At 71.4% G+C, this 18,679-nt stretch carries 21 protein-coding genes; 6 read left to right on the top strand and 15 right to left on the bottom strand.

Annotated elements, in window-relative coordinates:
- Positions 1-33: 33 nt before the first annotated feature.
- The 5 genes from ACIBQ6_RS42685 to rph form a co-directional block, all read right to left on the bottom strand.
- Positions 34-303, bottom strand: coding sequence for a hypothetical protein (locus tag ACIBQ6_RS42685; protein WP_357971121.1), 270 nt, complete (start codon positions 301-303; stop codon positions 34-36).
- Positions 300-1,790, bottom strand: a complete 1,491-nt coding sequence (locus ACIBQ6_RS42680) for a toxin glutamine deamidase domain-containing protein (protein ID WP_397218637.1) — start codon at positions 1,788-1,790, stop codon at positions 300-302. The genes ACIBQ6_RS42685 and ACIBQ6_RS42680 overlap by 4 nt, the downstream gene beginning before the upstream one ends.
- A gap of 119 nt (positions 1,791-1,909) precedes the next feature.
- Positions 1,910-3,559, bottom strand: coding sequence for a molybdopterin-dependent oxidoreductase (locus tag ACIBQ6_RS42675; protein WP_397218636.1), 1,650 nt, complete (start codon positions 3,557-3,559; stop codon positions 1,910-1,912).
- 46 nt (positions 3,560-3,605) lie between these two features.
- The gene (gene rdgB, locus ACIBQ6_RS42670; RefSeq protein ID WP_358283548.1) at positions 3,606-4,196 is read right to left on the bottom strand and encodes an RdgB/HAM1 family non-canonical purine NTP pyrophosphatase; all 591 of its coding nucleotides are present in this window, start codon (positions 4,194-4,196) and stop codon (positions 3,606-3,608) included.
- Positions 4,193-4,912 carry a ribonuclease PH gene (rph, locus tag ACIBQ6_RS42665; RefSeq protein WP_358283918.1) on the bottom strand — a complete coding sequence of 240 codons (720 nt, stop codon included), beginning with the start codon at positions 4,910-4,912 and terminating at the stop codon, positions 4,193-4,195. Before rph ends, rdgB begins: the two co-directional genes overlap by 4 nt.
- Positions 4,913-4,965: 53 nt before the next feature.
- Here rph and ACIBQ6_RS42660 point away from each other — a divergent pair, with 53 nt between their 5' ends.
- Complete coding sequence (locus ACIBQ6_RS42660; RefSeq protein WP_397218635.1) at positions 4,966-6,219, top strand: MFS transporter; 1,254 nt, start codon at positions 4,966-4,968, stop codon at positions 6,217-6,219.
- On the opposite strand, the gene ACIBQ6_RS42655 is transcribed toward ACIBQ6_RS42660, so the two are convergent.
- The 3 genes from ACIBQ6_RS42655 to ACIBQ6_RS42645 form a co-directional block, all read right to left on the bottom strand.
- Positions 6,204-6,956, bottom strand: coding sequence for an MBL fold metallo-hydrolase (locus ACIBQ6_RS42655; protein WP_357971117.1), 753 nt, complete (start codon positions 6,954-6,956; stop codon positions 6,204-6,206). The genes ACIBQ6_RS42660 and ACIBQ6_RS42655 overlap by 16 nt on opposite strands.
- A complete protein-coding gene (gene murI, locus ACIBQ6_RS42650; protein WP_358283544.1) occupies positions 6,953-7,777 on the bottom strand; it encodes a glutamate racemase in 825 nt (274 codons plus the stop codon). Before murI ends, ACIBQ6_RS42655 begins: the two co-directional genes overlap by 4 nt.
- A gap of 85 nt (positions 7,778-7,862) precedes the next feature.
- Entirely contained in the window at positions 7,863-8,654 is a 792-nt protein-coding gene (locus tag ACIBQ6_RS42645) for a thioesterase family protein (RefSeq protein WP_397218634.1), read from the bottom strand.
- A 136-nt stretch (positions 8,655-8,790) separates the two neighbouring features.
- Between ACIBQ6_RS42645 and ACIBQ6_RS42640 the strand changes: the two genes are divergently transcribed.
- Both ACIBQ6_RS42640 and ACIBQ6_RS42635 read left to right on the top strand, forming a co-directional pair.
- Positions 8,791-9,117 carry a hypothetical protein gene (locus ACIBQ6_RS42640; protein ID WP_352350122.1) on the top strand — a complete coding sequence of 109 codons (327 nt, stop codon included), beginning with the start codon at positions 8,791-8,793 and terminating at the stop codon, positions 9,115-9,117.
- Positions 9,118-9,202: 85 nt separating this feature from the next.
- Complete coding sequence (locus ACIBQ6_RS42635; protein WP_397218633.1) at positions 9,203-11,047, top strand: DUF3352 domain-containing protein; 1,845 nt, start codon at positions 9,203-9,205, stop codon at positions 11,045-11,047.
- A 53-nt stretch (positions 11,048-11,100) separates the two neighbouring features.
- Here the strand turns inward: ACIBQ6_RS42635 and ACIBQ6_RS42630 are convergent, their stop codons facing one another.
- The 5 genes from ACIBQ6_RS42630 to clpS form a co-directional block, all read right to left on the bottom strand.
- Complete coding sequence (locus tag ACIBQ6_RS42630; protein WP_358283538.1) at positions 11,101-12,048, bottom strand: cysteine synthase; 948 nt, start codon at positions 12,046-12,048, stop codon at positions 11,101-11,103.
- 1 nt (position 12,049) lies between these two features.
- A complete protein-coding gene (locus ACIBQ6_RS42625; protein ID WP_352350116.1) occupies positions 12,050-12,322 on the bottom strand; it encodes a MoaD/ThiS family protein in 273 nt (90 codons plus the stop codon).
- A gap of 140 nt (positions 12,323-12,462) precedes the next feature.
- Positions 12,463-12,864, bottom strand: a complete 402-nt coding sequence (locus ACIBQ6_RS42620; RefSeq protein WP_352327704.1) for a M67 family metallopeptidase — start codon at positions 12,862-12,864, stop codon at positions 12,463-12,465.
- A gap of 9 nt (positions 12,865-12,873) precedes the next feature.
- Complete coding sequence (locus ACIBQ6_RS42615; protein ID WP_352350114.1) at positions 12,874-13,398, bottom strand: DUF2017 domain-containing protein; 525 nt, start codon at positions 13,396-13,398, stop codon at positions 12,874-12,876.
- 10 nt (positions 13,399-13,408) lie between these two features.
- Positions 13,409-13,702: an ATP-dependent Clp protease adapter ClpS gene (gene clpS, locus ACIBQ6_RS42610; protein ID WP_352350112.1), complete on the bottom strand. Its 294-nt coding sequence runs from the start codon at positions 13,700-13,702 to the stop codon at positions 13,409-13,411.
- A 46-nt stretch (positions 13,703-13,748) separates the two neighbouring features.
- On the opposite strand from clpS, the gene ACIBQ6_RS42605 reads away from it, so the two are divergent.
- The 3 genes from ACIBQ6_RS42605 (at position 13,749) to ACIBQ6_RS42595 (ending at position 16,292) form a co-directional block, all read left to right on the top strand.
- Positions 13,749-15,032 carry a nicotinate phosphoribosyltransferase gene (locus tag ACIBQ6_RS42605; protein ID WP_397218632.1) on the top strand — a complete coding sequence of 428 codons (1,284 nt, stop codon included), beginning with the start codon at positions 13,749-13,751 and terminating at the stop codon, positions 15,030-15,032.
- Between the two features lie 14 nt (positions 15,033-15,046).
- On the top strand, positions 15,047-15,616 hold the full coding sequence (locus ACIBQ6_RS42600) for a nicotinamidase (RefSeq protein WP_397218631.1): 570 nt from the start codon (positions 15,047-15,049) through the stop codon (positions 15,614-15,616).
- A 166-nt stretch (positions 15,617-15,782) separates the two neighbouring features.
- Complete coding sequence (locus tag ACIBQ6_RS42595; protein ID WP_358283533.1) at positions 15,783-16,292, top strand: hypothetical protein; 510 nt, start codon at positions 15,783-15,785, stop codon at positions 16,290-16,292.
- A gap of 6 nt (positions 16,293-16,298) precedes the next feature.
- Here ACIBQ6_RS42595 and ACIBQ6_RS42590 read toward each other — a convergent pair whose 3' ends face one another.
- Positions 16,299-16,676, bottom strand: coding sequence for an STAS domain-containing protein (locus ACIBQ6_RS42590; protein ID WP_358283531.1), 378 nt, complete (start codon positions 16,674-16,676; stop codon positions 16,299-16,301).
- Positions 16,677-16,841: 165 nt separating this feature from the next.
- Positions 16,842-18,596 carry a DEAD/DEAH box helicase gene (locus tag ACIBQ6_RS42585; protein WP_358283529.1) on the bottom strand — a complete coding sequence of 585 codons (1,755 nt, stop codon included), beginning with the start codon at positions 18,594-18,596 and terminating at the stop codon, positions 16,842-16,844.
- Between the last annotated feature and the right edge of the window lie 83 nt (positions 18,597-18,679).

The raw sequence follows: 18,679 nt of genomic DNA, 5'->3' as shown, positions 1-18,679 counted from the left end.
GGGGCGGCGCCCGGCCCCGCGTGTGCCACGCGGTCAGCGCGGGGTGCGACCTGGCCAGAGCTCGGCGACGGTCTCGGGGTCCAGCAGCGGCCGCACCACGACCTCCCCGGACGCCTTGTCGATCACGATGCACGCCCCGCCGACCGTGTCCGGCAGGGTGGTGGGGTCGTCGGGGTCGAGCTCCCGGATCCAGGCGACGTAGCCGTCGTGGAAGCCGTACAGGCCCACCGACAGCGGCTCGTCCGGCGGACGCGTCCCGTTGACGTACTCCTCCGCCAGCGCCCTGGCCTGGTCCATGTTCATCGCGGCCGCCCCTGCCGGTCGAGGATCATGCAGAACACCCCCGTCACCGTCGCGTACGGCGGCTCGACCGACATGTGCCCGCGCTGGGCGTCGATCCAGATCACCTCGCTGCCGGAGTTGACCGCGTTCCAGACGTGCGACCCGCCGCCCGGCCAGCGCACCACGATGACCGCGCTCGCGCCGTGCCCGGCCTCCAGCAGCCGCCGGGCGATCATGGGATAGGCGTGCCGCCCCTGGCCCGCGTACTGGAACCGCTGGCCGGTCCACCGCTCGATCCGGGCCGCTCCGCCCTTCTCGCCGGTGAGCAGCGGACGGCCGATCCCGTCGTACTCGGGGAGCCTGGGGGCGGCGGTGGCGGGCTCGCCGTGCCAGGTGGACAGCACGGCCAGGGCGCAGTCGGCGGCGTTGGAGGCCCGGAACGGGTCGTCCGCCGGGCCGCCGCCGTTGATCAGCCGGACCCAGGTGCCGCGCGGGTCGGGGAACCGGGTGCCGAGCTCCAGCGCCTGCCTCAGCTCCCGTTCCACCTGCGGGTCGGGCTGTGCCAGCCCACCGGGCAGCCCGTACGGCCGGCTGTCGGCCAGCCTCGGCGGCCGCCGCTCGCCCTCGAACCAGTCGACGGCGGCACGGTTCCTCGCCCGGTCGATCCGGGCCTCCAGCGGATGCCGTCCGTCCGCGCCACAAGCCCCGTCCCTCTCCCCGAACTCCAGCCGCCGCATCCCGCTGACCGCCGCCCCGAACCCCCGCGTCACCCCTCCCCCGGGTCTCTCCGGCCCACCGGTCCCGCCCCCTGGGAACTCCCCCGGCTCCCGCACGTCCGGACCGGCCCCAGGCGGGCCGCCCATGTCCCGACCGGCCGCCTCCTCCGGGAGCTCCTGGGCGTCGGGCGCGTCAGGACGTCCCTCCCGATGTCCGGACGTGCCGGTCGGCGTCTCCCCGGCGTTCGGCACTTCTGTGGCGGTCTGGCCGTCGGTCGCCGCGCCGGCGTCGGCGTCGCAGCCGGTCGGCTCGGTGGAAGGCGGCGCCGGACCGTCCGGCACATCCGTCGGCGGCAGGCCGGGACGTGCGTCCTCCCGTTCGTCCGGGAGGGCGAGGCGGCTGAGGGTGTTCAGGCTGAACGTCAGGCCGTACGGCGTGCCGGCGCGGGCCGGGGCCGGGCGCGTGGCGAGACCGGTGAGCACGTCCAGGGCGGAGGCCACGCCAGGGGCGGGGGCTGCGGCGGGCTGGGGGGACGGGCGGGAAGGAGGAGGGGCCTGCGTACGGAGGCCGGGTGGCGGCGGCGGCTCCTCGTCGGGGGCGCTGGAGGCGGCGGGCGTTAAGGGGGCCGAGCCCTCACGGGAGGAGGGGACCTCGGTCGTGGCGGGCGCTTCGCCGGGCACGTCCTCGGCGGCACGTTCGTAGTCGAGCCACCGGACCCCCTCCCCCACCACCGGGTTGTACTGCCCCTCCGGAAGGACCCCTCGGACGCTCGACTTGCGTTCGCGGACCACGTCCTGCCTCCTGTCCTGCTTGGACGACCGATCGTAGGGCCGCCGTCGCGTCCGAGAGGGGGAAGTGGGGAAGATTATCCGTCAGGGGGAACGGCTTTACCTGCACAAACGTCCGCGAATCAGGCCACCTGGACCGTCACGGCCGGCCACCCGCTGGCGCCGTCGGGCGCGGGCGGCGCCTGCCGTTCGGTCTGGGTGTGACCCGCCGCGTCCGTGGCCCGCGCCTCGATCGTGTGCTCCCCGGGAGTGGCGTCCCAGTCGAGCGCCCACTGCCGCCAGGTGTCGGGCCCCGGCACGGCGGCCAGCCGCGCCTGCCGCCACTCGCCGCGATCGACCCGCACCTCGACGGCGTCCACCCCGGTGTGCTGGGCCCACGCCACCCCGGCGATGGTCGTGCGCCCGGCCTTGAGCGAGGCGCCGTTCTTCGGGACGTCGATGCGCGACTCCGTCTTGATCGGCCCCTTGGCGGCCCAGCCGCGTGGCGTCCAGTACGCCTGGTCCTGGTCGAACCGGGTCACCTTCACGTCCACCACCCACTTGGTGGCCGACACGTACCCGTACAGGCCGGGCACCACCTGGCGGACGGGGAAACCGTGCTCGAACGGGAGCGCCTCGCCGTTCATGGCGATGGCGAAGAGGGCGTCGCGGCCGTCCATCACGACGTCCACGGGCGTGCCGCAGGTGAAGCCGTCGTCGGAGGTGGACAGCAGCATGTCGGCGCCCGGCTGGAGCCCGGCACGGCGCAGCAGGTCGGCCATGCGCACGCCGAGCCAGCGGGCGTTGCCGACGTACGGGCCGCCCACCTCGTTGGAGACGCAGGTCAGGGTGATGTCGGCCTCGGTGAGCGGCAGGTTCAGCAGCTCGGCGTAGGTGATCTCGACCGGTCTGTCCACCATGCCGTGGATGCGAAGCCGCCAGGCGCGCGGGTCCACCTGGGGGACGACGAGCGCCGTATCAACCCTATAGAAGTCCTGATTTTTCGTGATGAAGGGTGACAGGCCGGGGATGCGGAAGTCCGTACCGGGGGGAAGGGGGCGGGCGGGCGTCGCGGGCCTGGGCAGCGCCAGGTTCACCCGCGTCGCGGCCAGCTCCCGCCGCCCGCCGAGCTGCCGGCCCAGCGCGGCCGACGCCCCCGCCACCACGATCCCGCCCGCCACCCCGGTGATCAGCCGCCGCCGGTCGAACCCGCGCTCCCCCGCCCCGGCCCGCATGACGGCAGGCCGCTCCACAGCCCCCTCGCCACCGCCCCCAGGCGCCGCCTCGCCACCGGCCTCAGCGCCCGCGACCGCGCCACCGACCTCGGGGCCCGCCGTGGCCGTGCCGCGACCACCGCCCGCGCGCCGCAGCAGCCACCCCAGCGCCAGCCCCCCGCACAGGACCCCGGCCACCGTGGGCAGCACGTCCGCCGCCGCCGCCCCAGGACGGGTGAGCACCGCGGCCACCCCGACCACCCCGAACAGGGCCAGCCCCGCGTACCCGTACGCGAGCCGCCGCCGCGCCAGCACGCCGATGAGGGCCGCGATCCCGGCGAGCACCACGAGCACGCCCCCGATGAGGACGGTCTTGTCGTTCTCCCCGAACGTGTTGATCGCGAAATCCTTGACCGGCGCCGGCGTCAGGTCGACCGCGGCGTCCCCCACCGCCACCACCGGAAAGGTCTCAGGACCGGCGAGCCCGGCGACGAGCTGCGCGATCCCCAGCGCCAGCGCGCCCGCCGTGAGCCCTGCCAGGGCGCCGGCCCAGGCGGGCGCCGTCTCGTTCTTCTGCACGGTACGACGTTACGTCGCCCGTGGTCAGCAGGTTCTTACGCGGTGGTTACGAGCCGACGATGTCGCGCACGATCGGCGCCAGCGCGCGGAAGGCGCGGCCCCGGTGGCTGATGGCGTCCTTCTCGTCAGGGGACAGCTCGGCGGTGGTGCGGTCGTGGCCGAGCGGGACCAGGATCGGGTCGTAGCCGAAGCCGTTGGTGCCCCGCGGGGTGGTGATCAGGTGGCCGGGCAGCGTGCCCTCCACCACCCGGTGCTCACCGGACGGCAGCGCGAGCGCGGCGGCGCAGGCGAAGTGCGCCGACAGCTTCTCGGCGGGCACGTCGGAGAGCTGCGCGAGCAGCAGGTCGAGGTTGGCCTGGTCGTCGCCGTGGCGGCCGGACCAGCGGGCCGAGAAGACGCCGGGCATGCCGTTGAGCACGTCGACGCAGAGCCCGGAGTCGTCGGCCACGGCCGGCAGCCCGGAGCCATTGGCGACGGCGTGCGCCTTGAGCAGCGCGTTCTCCTCGAAGGTGACGCCGGTCTCGGCGACCTCGCCGATCTCGGGGAACTCCTCCAGGCCGACGATCTCGAACCCGGCGAGGATGCGCCGCAGCTCCGCGATCTTGCCCGGGTTGCGGGTGGCGAGCACGATCTTCATGCGCTCAGCGCCTCCTGCTGGATCAGGGTGAGCTCCTCGCACCCGGCGGCGGCCAGGTCGAGCAGCTGGTCGAGGGCCGCGCGGTCGAAGGGCACGCCCTCGGCGGTGCCCTGCACCTCGACGAAGGCGCCCTCGCCGGTCATCACGACGTTCATGTCGGTCTCGGCGGCGACGTCTTCGGTGTAGCACAGGTCGAGCATGGGGACCGAGCCGACGACCCCGACGGAGACGGCCGCGACCGAGCCGATCAGCGGGTCTCCGGGGCACATCTTGCGCGCCTTCATCCAGGCGACGGCGTCGGCGAGCGCGACGTAGGCGCCGGTGATCGCGGCGGTCCTGGTGCCGCCGTCGGCCTGGAGAACGTCGCAGTCGAGCACAATGGAGTTTTCGCCCAGAGCCTTGTAATCGACGCACGCGCGAAGTGATCTTCCGATCAACCGGGAAATCTCGTGCGTGCGCCCGCCGATTTTGCCGCGGACCGATTCCCGATCATTACGGGTATTGGTCGCCCGCGGCAGCATCGCGTATTCGGCCGTGACCCAGCCCTGGCCGCTGCCCCTGCGCCAGCGCGGCACGCTGTCCTGCACCGAGGCCGCGCAGAGCACCCGCGTGCCGCCGAACTCGACGAGGACCGAACCCTCGGCATGCGCCAGCCACTGCCGGGTGATGGTGATGGGGCGTAGCTGGTCGGGGTTGCGGCCATCCTGTCGGGACATGCAGATCACCCTATCTCCGCGGCACGACACTCTTGACCAAATGTGTCCGACACATGGATCCTTACGCAATGACAACGGGGGTGTTGCGAAACCCTGACTTCCTCCGGTTCCTGACGTCGCACGTGGGGAACGAACTGGGAGCGAATATCTCGCGCGTGGCCCTCCCGCTGGTGGCGGTCGTCACGCTGCACGCGCAGCCGGCCCAGGTGGCTCTGCTGTCCGCGCTGCAGACCGCCGCGTTCCTCGTGCTCGGCCTGCCCGCGGGGGTGTGGGTCGACCGGATGCGCCGGCGCCGCGTGATGATGGTCACCGACCTGGCCAGGTTCGTGCTGCTGGCGAGCATTCCGCTGGCGGCGCACCTGGGCCTGCTGTCGATCGGGATGATGTTCGCGGTCGCCTTCCTGGCGGGTGCTGCGCAGGTGTTCAACGACGTCGCGGACCAGACGTACCTGCCCAGCCTGGTGAGCACGCGGCAGCTCAGCGACGGCAACTCCAAGCTGGAGGTGGTGCGCTCCGGCGGCTTCCTGGCCGGGCCGGGCATCGGCGGCCTGCTGGTGCAGCTCGTCGGCGCGCCGTTCACGATGTTCGCCACCGCGCTGGGCTCGCTGACGTCGGCGCTGTTCCTCAGCACCATCAAGACCCCGGACAAGCCACCGGCCGCGAGCGAGCCCGAGCCGTTGCTGCGCGGCATCGGCGTGGGGCTGCGCTACGTGTGGCGCGACCGCCTGCTGCGCATGTTCGCCGCGTCCTCGGTGCTGACGAACCTGACGGTCGGCGCGGTGCTCGGCCTGTCGGTGTTGTTCCTGGCCGATGAGGTGGGGCTGGCGCCCGGTCTCATCGGCGTGCTGCTCATGTCCGGCGGGTTCGGCGGCGTGGCCGCGGGCCTGCTCGGCGCGCTGCTGGCCAGGAAGGTCGGCACGGCCAGGATCACCTGGCTCTCCCTCACCGTGCCGGCGCCCTTCGCCCTGTTGCTGCCGATGACCCAGGCCGACTGGCGGGTGGCGTTCTTCGCCGTCACCTCGATCGCGCTGTCGTGGAGCGCGGCGCTGAGCACGGTCGGCCAGATCACCTACCGGCAGACGACGGTCCCCGAGCAGCTGCTGGGCCGGGTCAACGCCTCGTTCCGGTCGTTGATGTGGAGCTCGGTCCCGCTGGGCGCGCTGCTCGGCGGGATCGTCGCCCAGCAGTTCGGCGTGCGGACGGCCTTATGGGTGTTCATGATCGGCCGGGTCGTGTCGTTCGTGCCGCTGCTGTTCTCGCCGCTGCCCCGATTACGCGACTTCGACGACGTTCAGGCCAGGTCGTAGACCGCGCCGCTGCGGGCCAGCTCGATCGGCCCGGCGTAGCCGCCCCTCGACGCGTCCTGCAGCACTCTCGCGTTGTCGTTCCACGGCACCAGGTGGGTGAGCACCAGCTTGCCCGCGTTGGCCTTGGCCGCGTGCTCGGCCGCCTGACGGCCCGTCAGGTGCAGGTCGGGCGGCAGGTCGGGCCCCTCGACGAACGACGCCTCGCACAACATGAGGTCGGCCCCCGCGGCCAGCTTGACCAGCTCCGCCGACTCCCCGGTGTCCCCCGAGTACGCCATGCACACGTCGTCGCTGGCCACCCGGAACCCGTACGCCTCGACCGGATGGTTCACCAGGCCGGCGGTGACGACGAACGGCCCCACCTCGAACGAGCCGGGCGACAGCGGCGTGAAGTCGAAGGCGGTCTCCAGGCCGGGCTCGTCCGGCATCCCGTACGCGGCCGCGAGCCGGGCCGGCGCCCCCTCGGGCGCGTAGACCGGCACGGGCGGGTACGGCGCGTCGGGCCCGTACGTGCGGGCCACGTGGTAGCCGCAGACGTCGAGGCAGTGGTCGGCGTGCAGATGGGACAGGCAGATGGCGTCCACGTCGTAGAGGCCGATGTGGCGCTGGAGCGCGCCGAGCGACCCGTTGCCGAGGTCGAGCAGCATCCTGAACCCCTCGGCCTCGACGAGATAGCAGGACGCGGGGCTGTCGGGGCCGGGGTAGCTGCCCGAGCATCCGACGATGGTCACCTTCATGTGGGCCTCCCGCTCAAGGTAGTACCCCCCACTGGCGCGACTTCGACCACGTCGATCTCCGGGCCCAGGAACCGCCTGCCGAGGCGGGCGAAGAGCTGGGAGTCGCCGGTGGCGCGGAAGCGGTGCCGGGGGGTGGCCTCGCCTCCCGCCGCCAGTCCGCGGTCGTGCAGGATCCGGTAGACGTCCTTGGCCGTCTCGTCGGCGCTGGAGACCAGCGTGACCCCGTCGCCGACGACGTAGGAGATCGCGCCGGTGAGCAGCGGGTAGTGGGTGCAGCCGAGGATGAGCGTGTCGCAGCAGGCCGCCCTGATCGGCTCCAGGTAGTCGCGCAGGACGTCGATGAGCTCCTTGCTCATCGTCTCCCCGCGCTCGACGTACTCCACCAGCCGGGGTGCGGCCACGCCGGTGAGCTGCACGTCGGGGGCCGCGGTGAAGGCGTCGTGGTAGGCCAGCGACGTGATGGTGGCCTGGGTGGCGATCACGCCGACCCGGCCGGTGCGGGTGGCGCGCACCGCGCGCCTGGTGGCGGGCTGGATCACCTCGACGACCGGCACGTCGTAGCGTTCGCGGGCGTCGCGCAGCACGGCGGCGCTGGCGCTGTTGCACGCGATGACGAGCATCTTGACGTCCTGCTCGACGAGGTGGTCCATCACCTCAAGGGCGTAGGCGCGCAGCTCCGCGATGGGTTTCGGCCCGTACGGCTGGCGGGCCGTGTCGGCCACGTAGGTGATCGACTCGTGGGGGAGCTGGTCGATGATCGCGCGCGCGACCGTCAGGCCGCCCACCCCGCTGTCGAAGATCCCAATACTCTCGTCCGGCACGTTCTAGAGGGTAGGCGACCTGCTCGATCAACACCGCGTAAGAATGCTCACACCTGATGAAGGCGCGACTGTCGGGTTGCTCACATCAGCCCCGTCCGACCCTGGCGAGCTGGCGCGACTGGGCGACGAGCCGGCCCGCGGAGTCCCAGACCTCGACCTCCTCGTCGAACCAGCCGTCCGAAATGAGGCGGCCGCTCCCGATCAGGGTGAGCCAGCCGGGGGCGGGCAGGGCCCGCAGGTGCCAGGTGAGCTCGACGGTGGGCGCCCAGCCGCGGGCGCCGGCGGAGAACACCACGGGCGGCAGCGCGTCCACGGCCAGGGCCAGCACGTACGGGTCGGCGTCCTGCGGCTCGGCCATCCTGAAGTACGCCCGCGACTCCGGCCTGCCCTTCGGTTCGCCGGCCAGCCAGGCGATGGTGGGCGGGTCGAAGCGCATGTCCATCTGGGCGTTGAGGGTCATGTTGTTCTCGGGCTTGGGGTCGGGCAGCTTGACGCACTCCTCGACGGACGGCATGACGACCGAGGGCGCGTCGGTGTAGACGGGGTCGGCGCCGGTCAGGGTGGCGGTGGTGATCAGGCTCTCGATCTGCGGCACGCCGTCCTGGACGAGCGTGGCCCTGGCGAAGGCGGCCGTGCGGCCCGACTTCAGCGGCTCGACCCGGACCTGGGCGGGCCCGGCGACCGGCGACTTGAGGAACTGCGAGGTGGTGCTCACCGGGTGCTCGAACGGCGAGGCGTCCACGGCGGCGCGCAGGACCACGGCCATCAGGTAGCCGCCGTTGAGCGGGCCGCCGATGGAGTATCCGGGGTCGAGGCACACGTCATAGGTGGTCTCGTCGACCCTGATCGCCTGTGTGGCCTCGTCGAACTTGGTCATCCCGCCCTGCCTTCACCGTACGGAACTATATTCTAGTAGTCCCCCACTTTACGCGGGGCTGCGGCGTTCGCACCACGCCGTTCCGACATCAGCGCGCCTACCTGCGGAAACACCACCCGGATGGGACAGTTCGATCATGGCAACTGTCACCGAACTCATCGGTCAGTCGGTGTGGGACTCCAACGGGATCTGGGTCGGCCACGTGGTCGACATCCGCGCCCACAAGCACAGGGGCGGCCTCCAGCAGAGCCAGACGGTCTACGGCCTGGTCGTCTCGGGACGGCGGGCACCCGTCCTGCTCGGGCTCACCCGCGACCGTCAGGGCCGCTCGCCCTGGCTGTCCAAGACGCTGGCGCGGACGGTGTACGCCGGGTGCACGTTCGTGCCCTGGGCCTGCGTGACGGACTGGACAGATGGCGAAGTCCACCTCGATGTGCTGAAAAAGGAGCTGAATCGGGCCTGATCCCGACTTCAGCACATTGCAAGCGGCCATCTAGCAACATCAGCTACCTTCTCTGTGGTCAAAAGTCCACATTGTGAGTTGAGTGATGTCTGCGAATAATCCCCCACCTGGCCAGGATCCTGAGCGCACGACGGCGTACCGAGGAGGCTGGGACCAGCCGCAGGAACAGCAGCAGCCGTACCAGCAGCCGTATGGTCAGCAGGCCCCGCAGCCGGGGCAGGGAGCTTCGTACGGGCAGCCGGCTTACAGCCCTCAATCCGCCTACGGCCAGCAGCCCGCCTACGGCGCCCCGTACGGCGGCCAGGCCCAGCAGGGCTGGCAACAGCAGCAACAACAACAGCCGACCTGGCCGCCGCAGGACCAGCACGCCCAGCAACAGGGCTGGCCGCAGCAGGACCCCTACGCGCAGCAGCACCAGCAGCAGGGCTGGCAGCAGCAGGACCAGTACGGGCAGCAAGGTTGGCAGCAGCAGGGCCCCGAGGGCTTCGGCCCGCCCCAGCCGGCGAAGAAGGGCGGCCGCAAGGGCTGGCTGATCGCCGGCGCGGCCGCGCTCGCGGTGGTGCTGCTCGGCGGCGGCGCGGTGTGGGCCGTGGGCGCGATCGGCGGGGGCGGCACGCAGCCGGACGAGGTCCTGCCCGCCAACGCGATCGCCTACGCCCGCCTCGACCTCGACCCGGCCGCGAACCAGAAGCTGGCGCTGTTCCAGCTCGCCAGGAAGTTCACGGTCACCAAGGGCTCCTTCACCGGCGAGGACCCGCGTCAGGCCCTGTTCAACCTGGTCAACGACAGCGGCGAGAAGAAGGTCGACTTCGCCAAGGACGTGGACCCGTGGCTGGGCAGCAGGGTCGGCTTCGCCGCCGTGCCCTCCGGCAAGTCCGAGCCCGACTTCGCGGTGGCCGTGCAGGTCAAGGACCAGGCGCAGGCCAAGGCGGGCATCGCCAAGCTCATGGACGGCGACAAGTACGGCATCGCCTTCCGCGACGACTACGCGCTGCTGTCCTCGACCCAGGCGCTGGCCGACAAGTTCGCGAAGGGCGAGGCCACCCTCGCCGACAACAGCGAGTTCAACGACGACATGGGCGACGTCGGCGAGCAGGGCGTGTTGTCGTTCTGGGCGGACATGGGCGGGCTGGCCAAGCTCACCCCCATCCCCGCCGAGCAGGCCGCGAGCATCGAGCCCATCAAGGACGCCCGGTTCGCCGGCGCGCTGCGCTTCGACAGCGCCTACGTCGAGCTGGCCGGCCTGGTCAGGGGCGCCAAGGGCGTGACCTCGGACGACCTCCAGCCCGCCACCTTGGGCACGCTGCCCGCCGGCACCGCCGGGGCCCTGTCGGTCTCCGGCCTGGACCAGCTGATCACCAGCCAGTGGGCCCAGATCCAGAAGTCGGCCGCGGCCGGCGGCGGCGCCGAGGTGCAGCAGCTCCTCGACCAGGCCAAGACCAAGTTCGGCCTCGACCTGCCCGGCGACCTCGCCACGGTGCTCGGCAAGAACTTCACGGTCGCGGTGGACAGCCAGGGCCTGGACGGCGACCAGATCAAGGCGGGCGTCCGCGTGGTCACCGACCCGGCCAAGGCCCAGGCGGTCGTCGGCAAGATCGAGAAGGCGCTGGCGGCCAGTGGGCAGCCCGCTCCGCAGCTCGCCAAGGTGCCCGGTGACGGCGTCTTCACGGCGGCGACGAGCGAGGAGTACGCCAAGAAGCTGGCCGAGGAGGGCACGCTGGGCGACTCCGAGACGTTCCAGACCGCCATCCCCGACGCCGGCGAGGCCACCTTCGCGCTCTTCGTGGACCTCGACAAGGTCGAGCACCTGTACCTGCAGAGCATGGAGGGCGACGAGAAGGCCAACGTGCAGGTCCTGCGGGCCGTCGGGCTGAGCGGCAAGCAGAGCGCCACCGAGGCGGACTTCTCGCTGCGGGTCCTGTTCAACTGACCAGGCAAGAAAAGAAGGGGGCGGCCGGGACGGCCGCCCCCTTCTTCATGTCCTCAGGCCCAGAGCTGGCCTTCGAGGCGGTCTTCCGCCTCCTCCAGGGTGCCTTCGTAGGCGCCCGTGGACAGGTATTTCCAGCCGCCGTCGGCCACCACGAAGACGACGTCGGCCCGTTCGCCCGCCTTGACGGCCTTCCCGGCCACGCCCAGCGCGGCGTGCAGCGCGGCGCCGGTCGAGACGCCGGCGAAGATGCCCTCGGCGGCCAGCAGCTCGCGGGTGCGCCGCAGCGCGTCGGCCGAGCCGACGGAGAACCGGGTGGTCAGCACGGACTCGTCGTACAACTCGGGGATGAAGCCCTCGTCGACGTTGCGCAGGCCGTAGACCAGCTCGCCGTAGCGCGGCTCGGCGGCGACGATCTGCACGCCGGGCACCCGTTCCCGCAGGAAGCGGCCGACGCCCATGAGCGTGCCCGTCGTGCCGAGCCCGGCCACGAAGTGGGTGACCGTGGGCAGGTCGGCCAGGATCTCCGGGCCGGTGGTCTCGTAGTGGGAGCGCCAGTTGGCCGGGTTCCCGTACTGGTAGAGCATCACCCAGGACGGGTTCTCCGCGGCCAGGCCCTTGGCCACGCGGACGGCCTCGTTGGAGCCGCCCGCGGCGGGCGAGGAGATGATCTCCGCGCCCCACATGCGCAGGAGCTGGCGGCGTTCCTCGGAGGTGTTCTCCGGCATCACGCAGATCAGCCGGTAGCCCTTCAGCTTGGCCGACATCGCGAGCGAGATGCCGGTGTTGCCGCTGGTGGGCTCCAGGATCGTGCAGCCGGGCGTGAGCAGGCCGTCCTTCTCGGCCTGCTCGATCATCCACAGCGCCGGCCGGTCCTTGATCGACCCGGTCGGGTTGCGGTCCTCAAGCTTGGCCCAGACGCGCACCTCGGGCGAGGGCGACAGCCGGGGCAGCCCGACGAGCGGCGTGCGCCCGACCGAGTCGATCAGCGAGTCGAACCGCATGTCACCCGCCGGCGACGGCGGGCAGCACGGTCACCGTGTCGCCGTCGGACACCGGGGTGCCGAGGCCGCCGAGGAAGCGCACGTCTTCGTCGTTGAGGTAGACGTTGACGAATCGGCGCAGGCTGCCCTGGTCGACCAGGCGGTCCTTGATGCCGGGGTGGCGCGACTCAAGGTTGCTGATCAGCTCGTCGAGGGTGGCGCCCTCGGCGTCGACGGCCTTGGCGCCGTCGGTGTAGGTGCGCAGGATGGTGGGAATGCGAACCTCGATGGCCATCGCGGTCATTCTCCTCTTATCTGGTCGTCGTCCCATCGGCGGCAACACCGATGGCTTGGTACGGATTCCAGATCAGCGACAGTCGTAGACGACGACGGCCGGGGTGTGCGCGAAGAGGTAGCTCTGCACCGGCCGGACCATCATGGGAGGAATCTTACCTCTTCCTCCTCGATCACTCCGTCGAGGATCCGGTAGGAGCGGAACTCGACCTCGTTCTCGTCCCTGGTGGAGACCAGGACGTAGTGGGCCTGCGGCTCGGAGGCGTAGGACACGTCGGTGCGCGACGGGTACGCCTCGGTGGCGGTGTGGGAGTGGTAGATCACGACGGGCTCCTCGTCGCGGTCGTCCATCTCCCGCCAGACGCGCAGTTGCTCCATGGAGTCGAACCGGTAGAAGGTGGGCGAACGCTCGGCGTTCTCCATCGGGACGAACCGCTCGGGCACGCCGTCGCGGCCCGCGATCACCCCGCACGCCTCGTCGGGATGGTCGGCCCGCGCGTGCGCGACGATCTTGTCCACCAGTTCCTGCGAGATCGTGAGCATGCCCGGAAGCTACCAGAGGGCGCGGACCAGGCTGTCTTGGAGGTAGGTCAGCCAGTCGTAGGTGACGTAGGCCGGGTAGCGGGGGTCGTCCTCGGACATCATGGCGATCTCGTCGTGGACCTCCTCGGTCACGTCGAGCTTGGTGCCGAGCGTCAGGCGCACGTCGTTGAGCGAGCGCAGCCACGCCTGGGCCTGCTCCGGCGTCAGCTCGGCGCCGCCCGGCCGCGCGGTGTCCAGGACGGTCTGGGCGTCGGCGCGCTTGCCGTCGCGCAGCGTGGCCTCGGTGTAGCGGCGGAACTCCGAGGCCTCCTGCTCGTCCTCGTAGGCCGAGGGGAACAGCCGGGCCAGCACCGGGTCGGTGGGCGCCTGGGCCGCCCCGATGCCGAGCGCCCGCTCCAGCGGATCGTCGCTGGTCTCCCCCGGCGCGACCAGGCCGAGCAGCATCGAGACGAGCGAGCGCAACAGCGAGACCTCCGCGGCCTCGAACTGCGCGATGACCGAGCCGTTCCGCCCGGCCGAGAACCCCGAACTCACTGCCGCCGCCTCACTTGACCGAATCCGGCTGGACCGTCGCCCACAGGCCGTAGGAGTGAAGAATCTGCACATCGCGTTCCATCTCTTCGCGCGTGCCACTGGACACGACCGCCTTGCCCTTTTGGTGGACGTCCAGCATCAGTTTCTCCGCCTTCTCCTTGGTGTAGCCGAAGACGGTTTGGAAGACATAGGTCACGTAGGACATGAGGTTGACCGGGTCGTTCCAGACGATGGTCACCCATGGCAGATCGGGCCGGACGTCCGATGACGGACGCTCGACGGTGATTGGAGCGGTGCTACCCACATCCCCGAGTCTGCCCTATCTGGGTCGTAGTCTTCGAGTCGTGAGAATGACCATGAGCACTGCGTTGCTCACAGATCACTATGAGCTGACGATGCTCCAGGCGGCACTGCGCAGCGGCGCGGCGCACCGGCGCGCGGTCTTCGAGGTGTTCGCCAGACACCTGCCGGGCGGCCGCCGGTACGGGGTCGTGGCCGGCATCGGACGCGTCCTGGACGAGCTCGAACGCTTCCGTTTCGGTGACGAAGAACTCACCTTTCTCCGCGAGCAGGAGGTGGTCGACGAATCGACTCTGGCGTTTCTCGCCGATTACCGGTTTTCCGGGAACGTCTACGGCTACCGCGAGGGCGACCTGTACTTCCCCGCCTCCCCGATCATGATCGTCGAGGGCACCTTCGCCGAGGCCGTGCTGCTGGAGACGCTGACGCTGTCGATACTCAACCACGACTGCGCCATCGCCTCGGCGGCCTCCCGCATGGCCAACGCCGCCGGCAAGCGCCCGCTCATCGAGATGGGCTCGCGCCGCACGCACGAGTACGCCGCCGTCGCCGCCGCCCGCGCCGCCTACATCGCCGGGTTCGCCTCCACCTCCAACCTCATGGCCGGCCACATGTACGGCGTCCCCACGGCGGGCACGGCCGCGCACGCGTTCACCCTGCTGCACGACTCCGAGCGGGACGCGTTCGAGGCCCAGATCGCCTCCCTCGGCGTGGGCACGACGCTGCTGGTGGACACCTACGACGTCGAGCAGGCGGTGCGCACGGCGGTCGAGCTGGCCGGCAACAAGCTGGGCGCGGTCCGCATCGACTCCGGCGACCTGGCCGCCGCCGCCCAGGAGGTGCGCGAGCTGCTCGACTCGCTCGGCGCCTTCGACACCCGCATCGTGGTCACCTCCGACCTCGACGAGTACGCCATCGCCGCGCTCGCCGCCGCCCCGGTGGACGGCTACGGCGTGGGCACCTCCCTGGTGACCGGGTCCGGCGTCCCCACGGCGGCCCTGGTGTACAAGCTGGTGGCGCGGGAGACCGGGGCGGGCCGGCTGGAGGCCGTGGCCAAGCGGTCGGTGGGCAAGCCGTCGCGCGGGGGGCGCAAGGAGGCGTACCGGCTGCTCGACGACGGCGGGCACGTCGAGACCGAGCTGATCACGACCGGCGGCGTCGTCCCAGACGGCGGCATCCCCCTGCTGCACGAGCTGGTGCGCGACGGCGAGGTCGTCGGCCGGGAGCCCCTGTCCGCCGCCCGTGACCGCCACGCCGCGGCCGTCGCGCTGCTCCCCCAGGAGGCGCTGCACCTCGGGAGGGGGTACGCGGCGATCCCCACGGAGTTCGTCTGACGTATCGTGCTCTTATGGGCACCGCGTTGATCATCGTCGATGTGCAGAACGACTTCTGCGAGGGTGGCAGCCTGGCCGTGGCAGGCGGCTCGGAGGTGGCCGCCGCGATCACCCGCCATCTCGGCGACCACGGCTACGACCACGTCGTGGCCACCCGTGACCACCACGTCGACCCCGGCACCCACTTCTCGGACACCCCCGACTACGTCACGTCCTGGCCCGCCCACTGCGTGGCCGGCACCCCCGGCGCCGACTTCCATCCCTCCTTCGACGTGTCGGAGGTGGAGGAGGTCTTCAGCAAGGGCGCCCACGCGGCGGCCTACAGCGGCTTCGAGGGCGCCTCGGGCGACGGCGCGCCGCTGGCCGACTGGCTGCGCGAGCGCGGGGTGACCGAGGTCGACGTGGTGGGCATCGCCACCGACCACTGCGTGCGGGCGACCGCGCTCGACGCGGCGGCCAACGGGCTGGCCGTGCGCGTGCTGCTCGACCTCACGGCGGGCGTCTCCCCGGCGACCACGCAGTCGGCCATGGCCCAGATGGAGGCCGCGGGCGTGACGCTGGAGGGCACGCCCAAGGCGGGCTGACCGGCCCCGCCCGGGGGCCACCCGCGGTTGTGCCGCGACCGAGCCGGATCACGGACGGTACACAGTGCGCAACCCTGCGGTCATGTGATATTCAAGGATGACCTAACCTCTCCGCAGTCGAAGTAGTACGTAGAGTCATAACTCTTCATCCTGTGCGAGGTTTCTCATGCTTGCCATCTCCCTGGGCGTGGCCTGGCTGCTGCTCACCCCTCTCGCCCTCTGGGTGCTCGTCAAGGGCCGTCCGGGGGCGCGGGTGGGGGCGGTCGTGACGCTGGCGCTGCTGGAGGTCGCGACGGTCGCGATGGGCGACGTGCCCTCCGGCCGCGGCCCCGCCGTCGTGGCCCACGACATGCCGCCGGCGCCCGCGCTGCCCGCCTGCGACGAGCGCACCCCGATCCCCCAGTGGGCCAAGGTCGGGCGGCAGCTCGTGCTGTCGTGGTCGGCCGCGCCGCGCGAGTGCGCGACGGCCAAGGTGATCGCCCGTCCGGAGGGCCGCCGGCTGCTGGTGTGGGTGCACGAGGGGCCGCTGAACGGTGACCATCAGGGTGTGCGCACCCTTCCCGTCCGGGTCAAGGACGGCCGGGCCGCGCTGACCGTCCCGCTGCCGGGCGACGAGCGCTACATACCGGTGGACGGCCGCTCCGGGAAGAGGATCCCGGCCCCCGCCGGCCTCTAGAGCCTCCTAGAGGGTCGCCACGGCCAGCCGCAGGGCGTCGTCGAACCGGGTGAACACCTCGAACGCGTGCCGCAGCCCCGTGATCGACAACACTCGCGCCATCACCCCGTGCACCCCCGCGAGCAGCAGCCTGGTGCCCCTCGACTCGCACCGCTGCATGACCTCGACGAGCTCGTTCATGCCCATCGAGTCGCAGAAGGCGACCGCGCCGAGGTCGAGGATCAGGAACGGCTTGGCCGGCAGCTCCCACACGCGCTGCATGTGCTCGCGCAGGACCGGGATCGCGTAGACGTCGAGCTCGCCTTCGAGCCGGATGATGACGGCGTTTCGGGAGAGGCCGGAAGCGACGGTGAGCGTCGACCTGCCGGGGGCCTCAGACGACATGGGCAAGATCCTTCTGGTATCCCAAGACAGCCAAGAGGGTTGTTGCCGTTCTGGCCGGCCTTCTAACGGAAGGTCACTGCTCTGTGTCCAAATGTGCAGGGTCCCCTGCCGAACCCCCGTCGGACCCCTTCGCCGGTTCGCGGGGAACCGGCGAAGGGGGCGCGGCTAGCGCCGCTGGGTGGCCCAGCGGCGGATGGCGTCGATGCGCTCCTGGATCTGCTCGGCCGTGGCCTGCGCGATCGGCGGGCCGCCGCACGTGCGGCGCAGCTCGGCGTGGATGACGCCGTGGGGCTGGCCCGTGCGGTGGTTCCAGGCGCCGACCAGGCCGTTGAGCTCGCGCCGGAGCTCGGCGATCTGCTCGTGCGGGGCGAGCGTCTCCTTGGGCTGCTCGGCCGGGCTCTGCCTGCGCTTGGCGGCCTGCTGGTCGGACTGGCGCTTGCGGAGCAGGGTGGCCACCTGGTCGGGCTCCAGGAGGCCGGGCAGGCCGAGGAAGTCCTCCTCCTCGGCCGAGCCGATCTCCGCGCCGGTGCCGAACTCGCCGCCGTCGAAGAGCACCCGGTCGAAGGTGGCCGAGGTCTCCATCGTCTCGAACGGCAGCTCGTCGCCCAGGACGTCGGGGTTGTCCTTCTGCCGGTTGGCCTGCTCCAGCAGGCTGTCGTCGAGGCCGTCCTCCGGGGGCTTCCTGTTGAGCACGTGGTCGCGCTCGACCTCCATCTCGTTGGCCAGCCCCATGAGGGTGGGCACCGAGGGGAGGAAGACCGAGGCGGTCTCGCCGCGCTTGCGGGCGCGCACGAACCGGCCCACGGCCTGGGCGAAGAAGAGCGGGGTGGAGGTCGAGGTGGCGTAGACGCCCACGCACAGGCGCGGGATGTCGACCCCCTCGGAGACCATGCGGACGGCCACCAGCCACCGGTCGTGGGAGGCGGCGAACTGCTTGATCTTCTTGGACGCCCCCGGGTCGTCGGACAGGACCACGGTCGCGCCCTCGCCGGTGATGTTACGCAGGTGGCGGGCGTAGGCGCGGGCGGTCTCGTGGTCGGTGGCGATCACCAGGCCGCCCGCGTCGGGCACGCCCCGGCGGATCTCGGTCAGGCGGCGGTCGGCGGCCTGCATGACCTGGCGGATCCAGTCGCCCTTGGGGTCGAGCGCGGCCCGCCACGCCTGGGACAGCTGATCCTTGGTGAGCGGGGTGCCGAGCGTCGCGGCGATCTCGTCGCCCGCGCGGGTGCGCCACTTCATCTCGCCGGAGTAGGCCAGGAAGATCACCGGACGGACGACGCCGTCGTCGAGCGCCGGGCCGTAGCCGTAGGAGAAGTCGGAGACGCTGCGCTTGACGCCCTCGGCGTCCTCCTCGTAGCCGACGAACGGGATCGGGTTGTCGTCGGACCTGAACGGCGTGCCGGTGAGCTGGAGCCGGCGGGTGGCGGGCTCGAACGCCTCGCGCACGCCGTCGCCCCACGACTTGGCGTCGCCCGCGTGGTGGATCTCGTCGAAGATGACCAGCGTCTTGCGGGCCTCGGTGCGCGCCCGGTGGAGCGCGGGGTGCATCGCGACCTGCGCGTAGGTCACCGCCACCCCGGTGTAGTCGCGCGAGGTCGTGCCCTGGCTGTTCTTGAACTCCGGGTCGATGCCGATGCCGACCCGGGCGGCTGCGTCGGCCCACTGGCGTTTGAGGTGCTCGGTGGGCGTGACGATGGTGACGGCCCTGATCACCCCGTTGGCCAGCAGCTCGCTGGCGATGCGCAGGGCGTAGGTCGTCTTGCCCGCGCCGGGGGTGGCCACGGTGAGGAAGTCACGCGGCTCGCGCCTGAAGTACAGGTCGAACGCCTGCTGCTGCCAGGCGCGCAGTTTGGGCGCGGTGCCCCACGCGGCGCGGTCTGGATAGGAAGGCGAAAGGTGGGACGCGGCGAAGGTGCTCACCGCATCACCTCTGGGGTTCGTGTGCTTCGCTCTCTCACAGTGACCCAAGAGTAATCGGGCTCACCGACAAGACGTGCCGTGCA

The organism is Nonomuraea sp. NPDC049655 (assembly GCF_044465465.1).
Taxonomy (GTDB): Bacteria; Actinomycetota; Actinomycetes; order Streptosporangiales; family Streptosporangiaceae; genus Nonomuraea.
Note: the sequence above shows the minus strand (reverse complement) of the source record. Positions and strands in the feature narration are given on the sequence as shown.

Excerpts from the sequence above, each read along its gene's own strand:
- ACIBQ6_RS42685 (WP_357971121.1), bottom strand. The coding sequence starts at position 303 with ATGAACATGGACCAGGCCAGGGCGCTGGCGGAGGAGTACGTCAACGGG.
- rdgB (WP_358283548.1), bottom strand. The coding sequence starts at position 4,196 with ATGAAGATCGTGCTCGCCACCCGCAACCCGGGCAAGATCGCGGAGCTG.
- rph (WP_358283918.1), bottom strand. The coding sequence starts at position 4,912 with ATGTCCCGACAGGATGGCCGCAACCCCGACCAGCTACGCCCCATCACC.
- ACIBQ6_RS42660 (WP_397218635.1), top strand. The coding sequence starts at position 4,966 with ATGGATCCTTACGCAATGACAACGGGGGTGTTGCGAAACCCTGACTTC.
- ACIBQ6_RS42655 (WP_357971117.1), bottom strand. The coding sequence starts at position 6,956 with ATGAAGGTGACCATCGTCGGATGCTCGGGCAGCTACCCCGGCCCCGAC.
- ACIBQ6_RS42645 (WP_397218634.1), bottom strand. The coding sequence starts at position 8,654 with ATGACCAAGTTCGACGAGGCCACACAGGCGATCAGGGTCGACGAGACC.
- ACIBQ6_RS42640 (WP_352350122.1), top strand. The coding sequence starts at position 8,791 with ATGGCAACTGTCACCGAACTCATCGGTCAGTCGGTGTGGGACTCCAAC.
- ACIBQ6_RS42635 (WP_397218633.1), top strand. The coding sequence starts at position 9,203 with ATGTCTGCGAATAATCCCCCACCTGGCCAGGATCCTGAGCGCACGACG.
- ACIBQ6_RS42630 (WP_358283538.1), bottom strand. The coding sequence starts at position 12,048 with ATGCGGTTCGACTCGCTGATCGACTCGGTCGGGCGCACGCCGCTCGTC.
- ACIBQ6_RS42625 (WP_352350116.1), bottom strand. The coding sequence starts at position 12,322 with ATGGCCATCGAGGTTCGCATTCCCACCATCCTGCGCACCTACACCGAC.
- ACIBQ6_RS42620 (WP_352327704.1), bottom strand. The coding sequence starts at position 12,864 with ATGCTCACGATCTCGCAGGAACTGGTGGACAAGATCGTCGCGCACGCG.
- ACIBQ6_RS42605 (WP_397218632.1), top strand. The coding sequence starts at position 13,749 with ATGACCATGAGCACTGCGTTGCTCACAGATCACTATGAGCTGACGATG.
- ACIBQ6_RS42600 (WP_397218631.1), top strand. The coding sequence starts at position 15,047 with ATGGGCACCGCGTTGATCATCGTCGATGTGCAGAACGACTTCTGCGAG.
- ACIBQ6_RS42595 (WP_358283533.1), top strand. The coding sequence starts at position 15,783 with ATGCTTGCCATCTCCCTGGGCGTGGCCTGGCTGCTGCTCACCCCTCTC.
- ACIBQ6_RS42590 (WP_358283531.1), bottom strand. The coding sequence starts at position 16,676 with ATGTCGTCTGAGGCCCCCGGCAGGTCGACGCTCACCGTCGCTTCCGGC.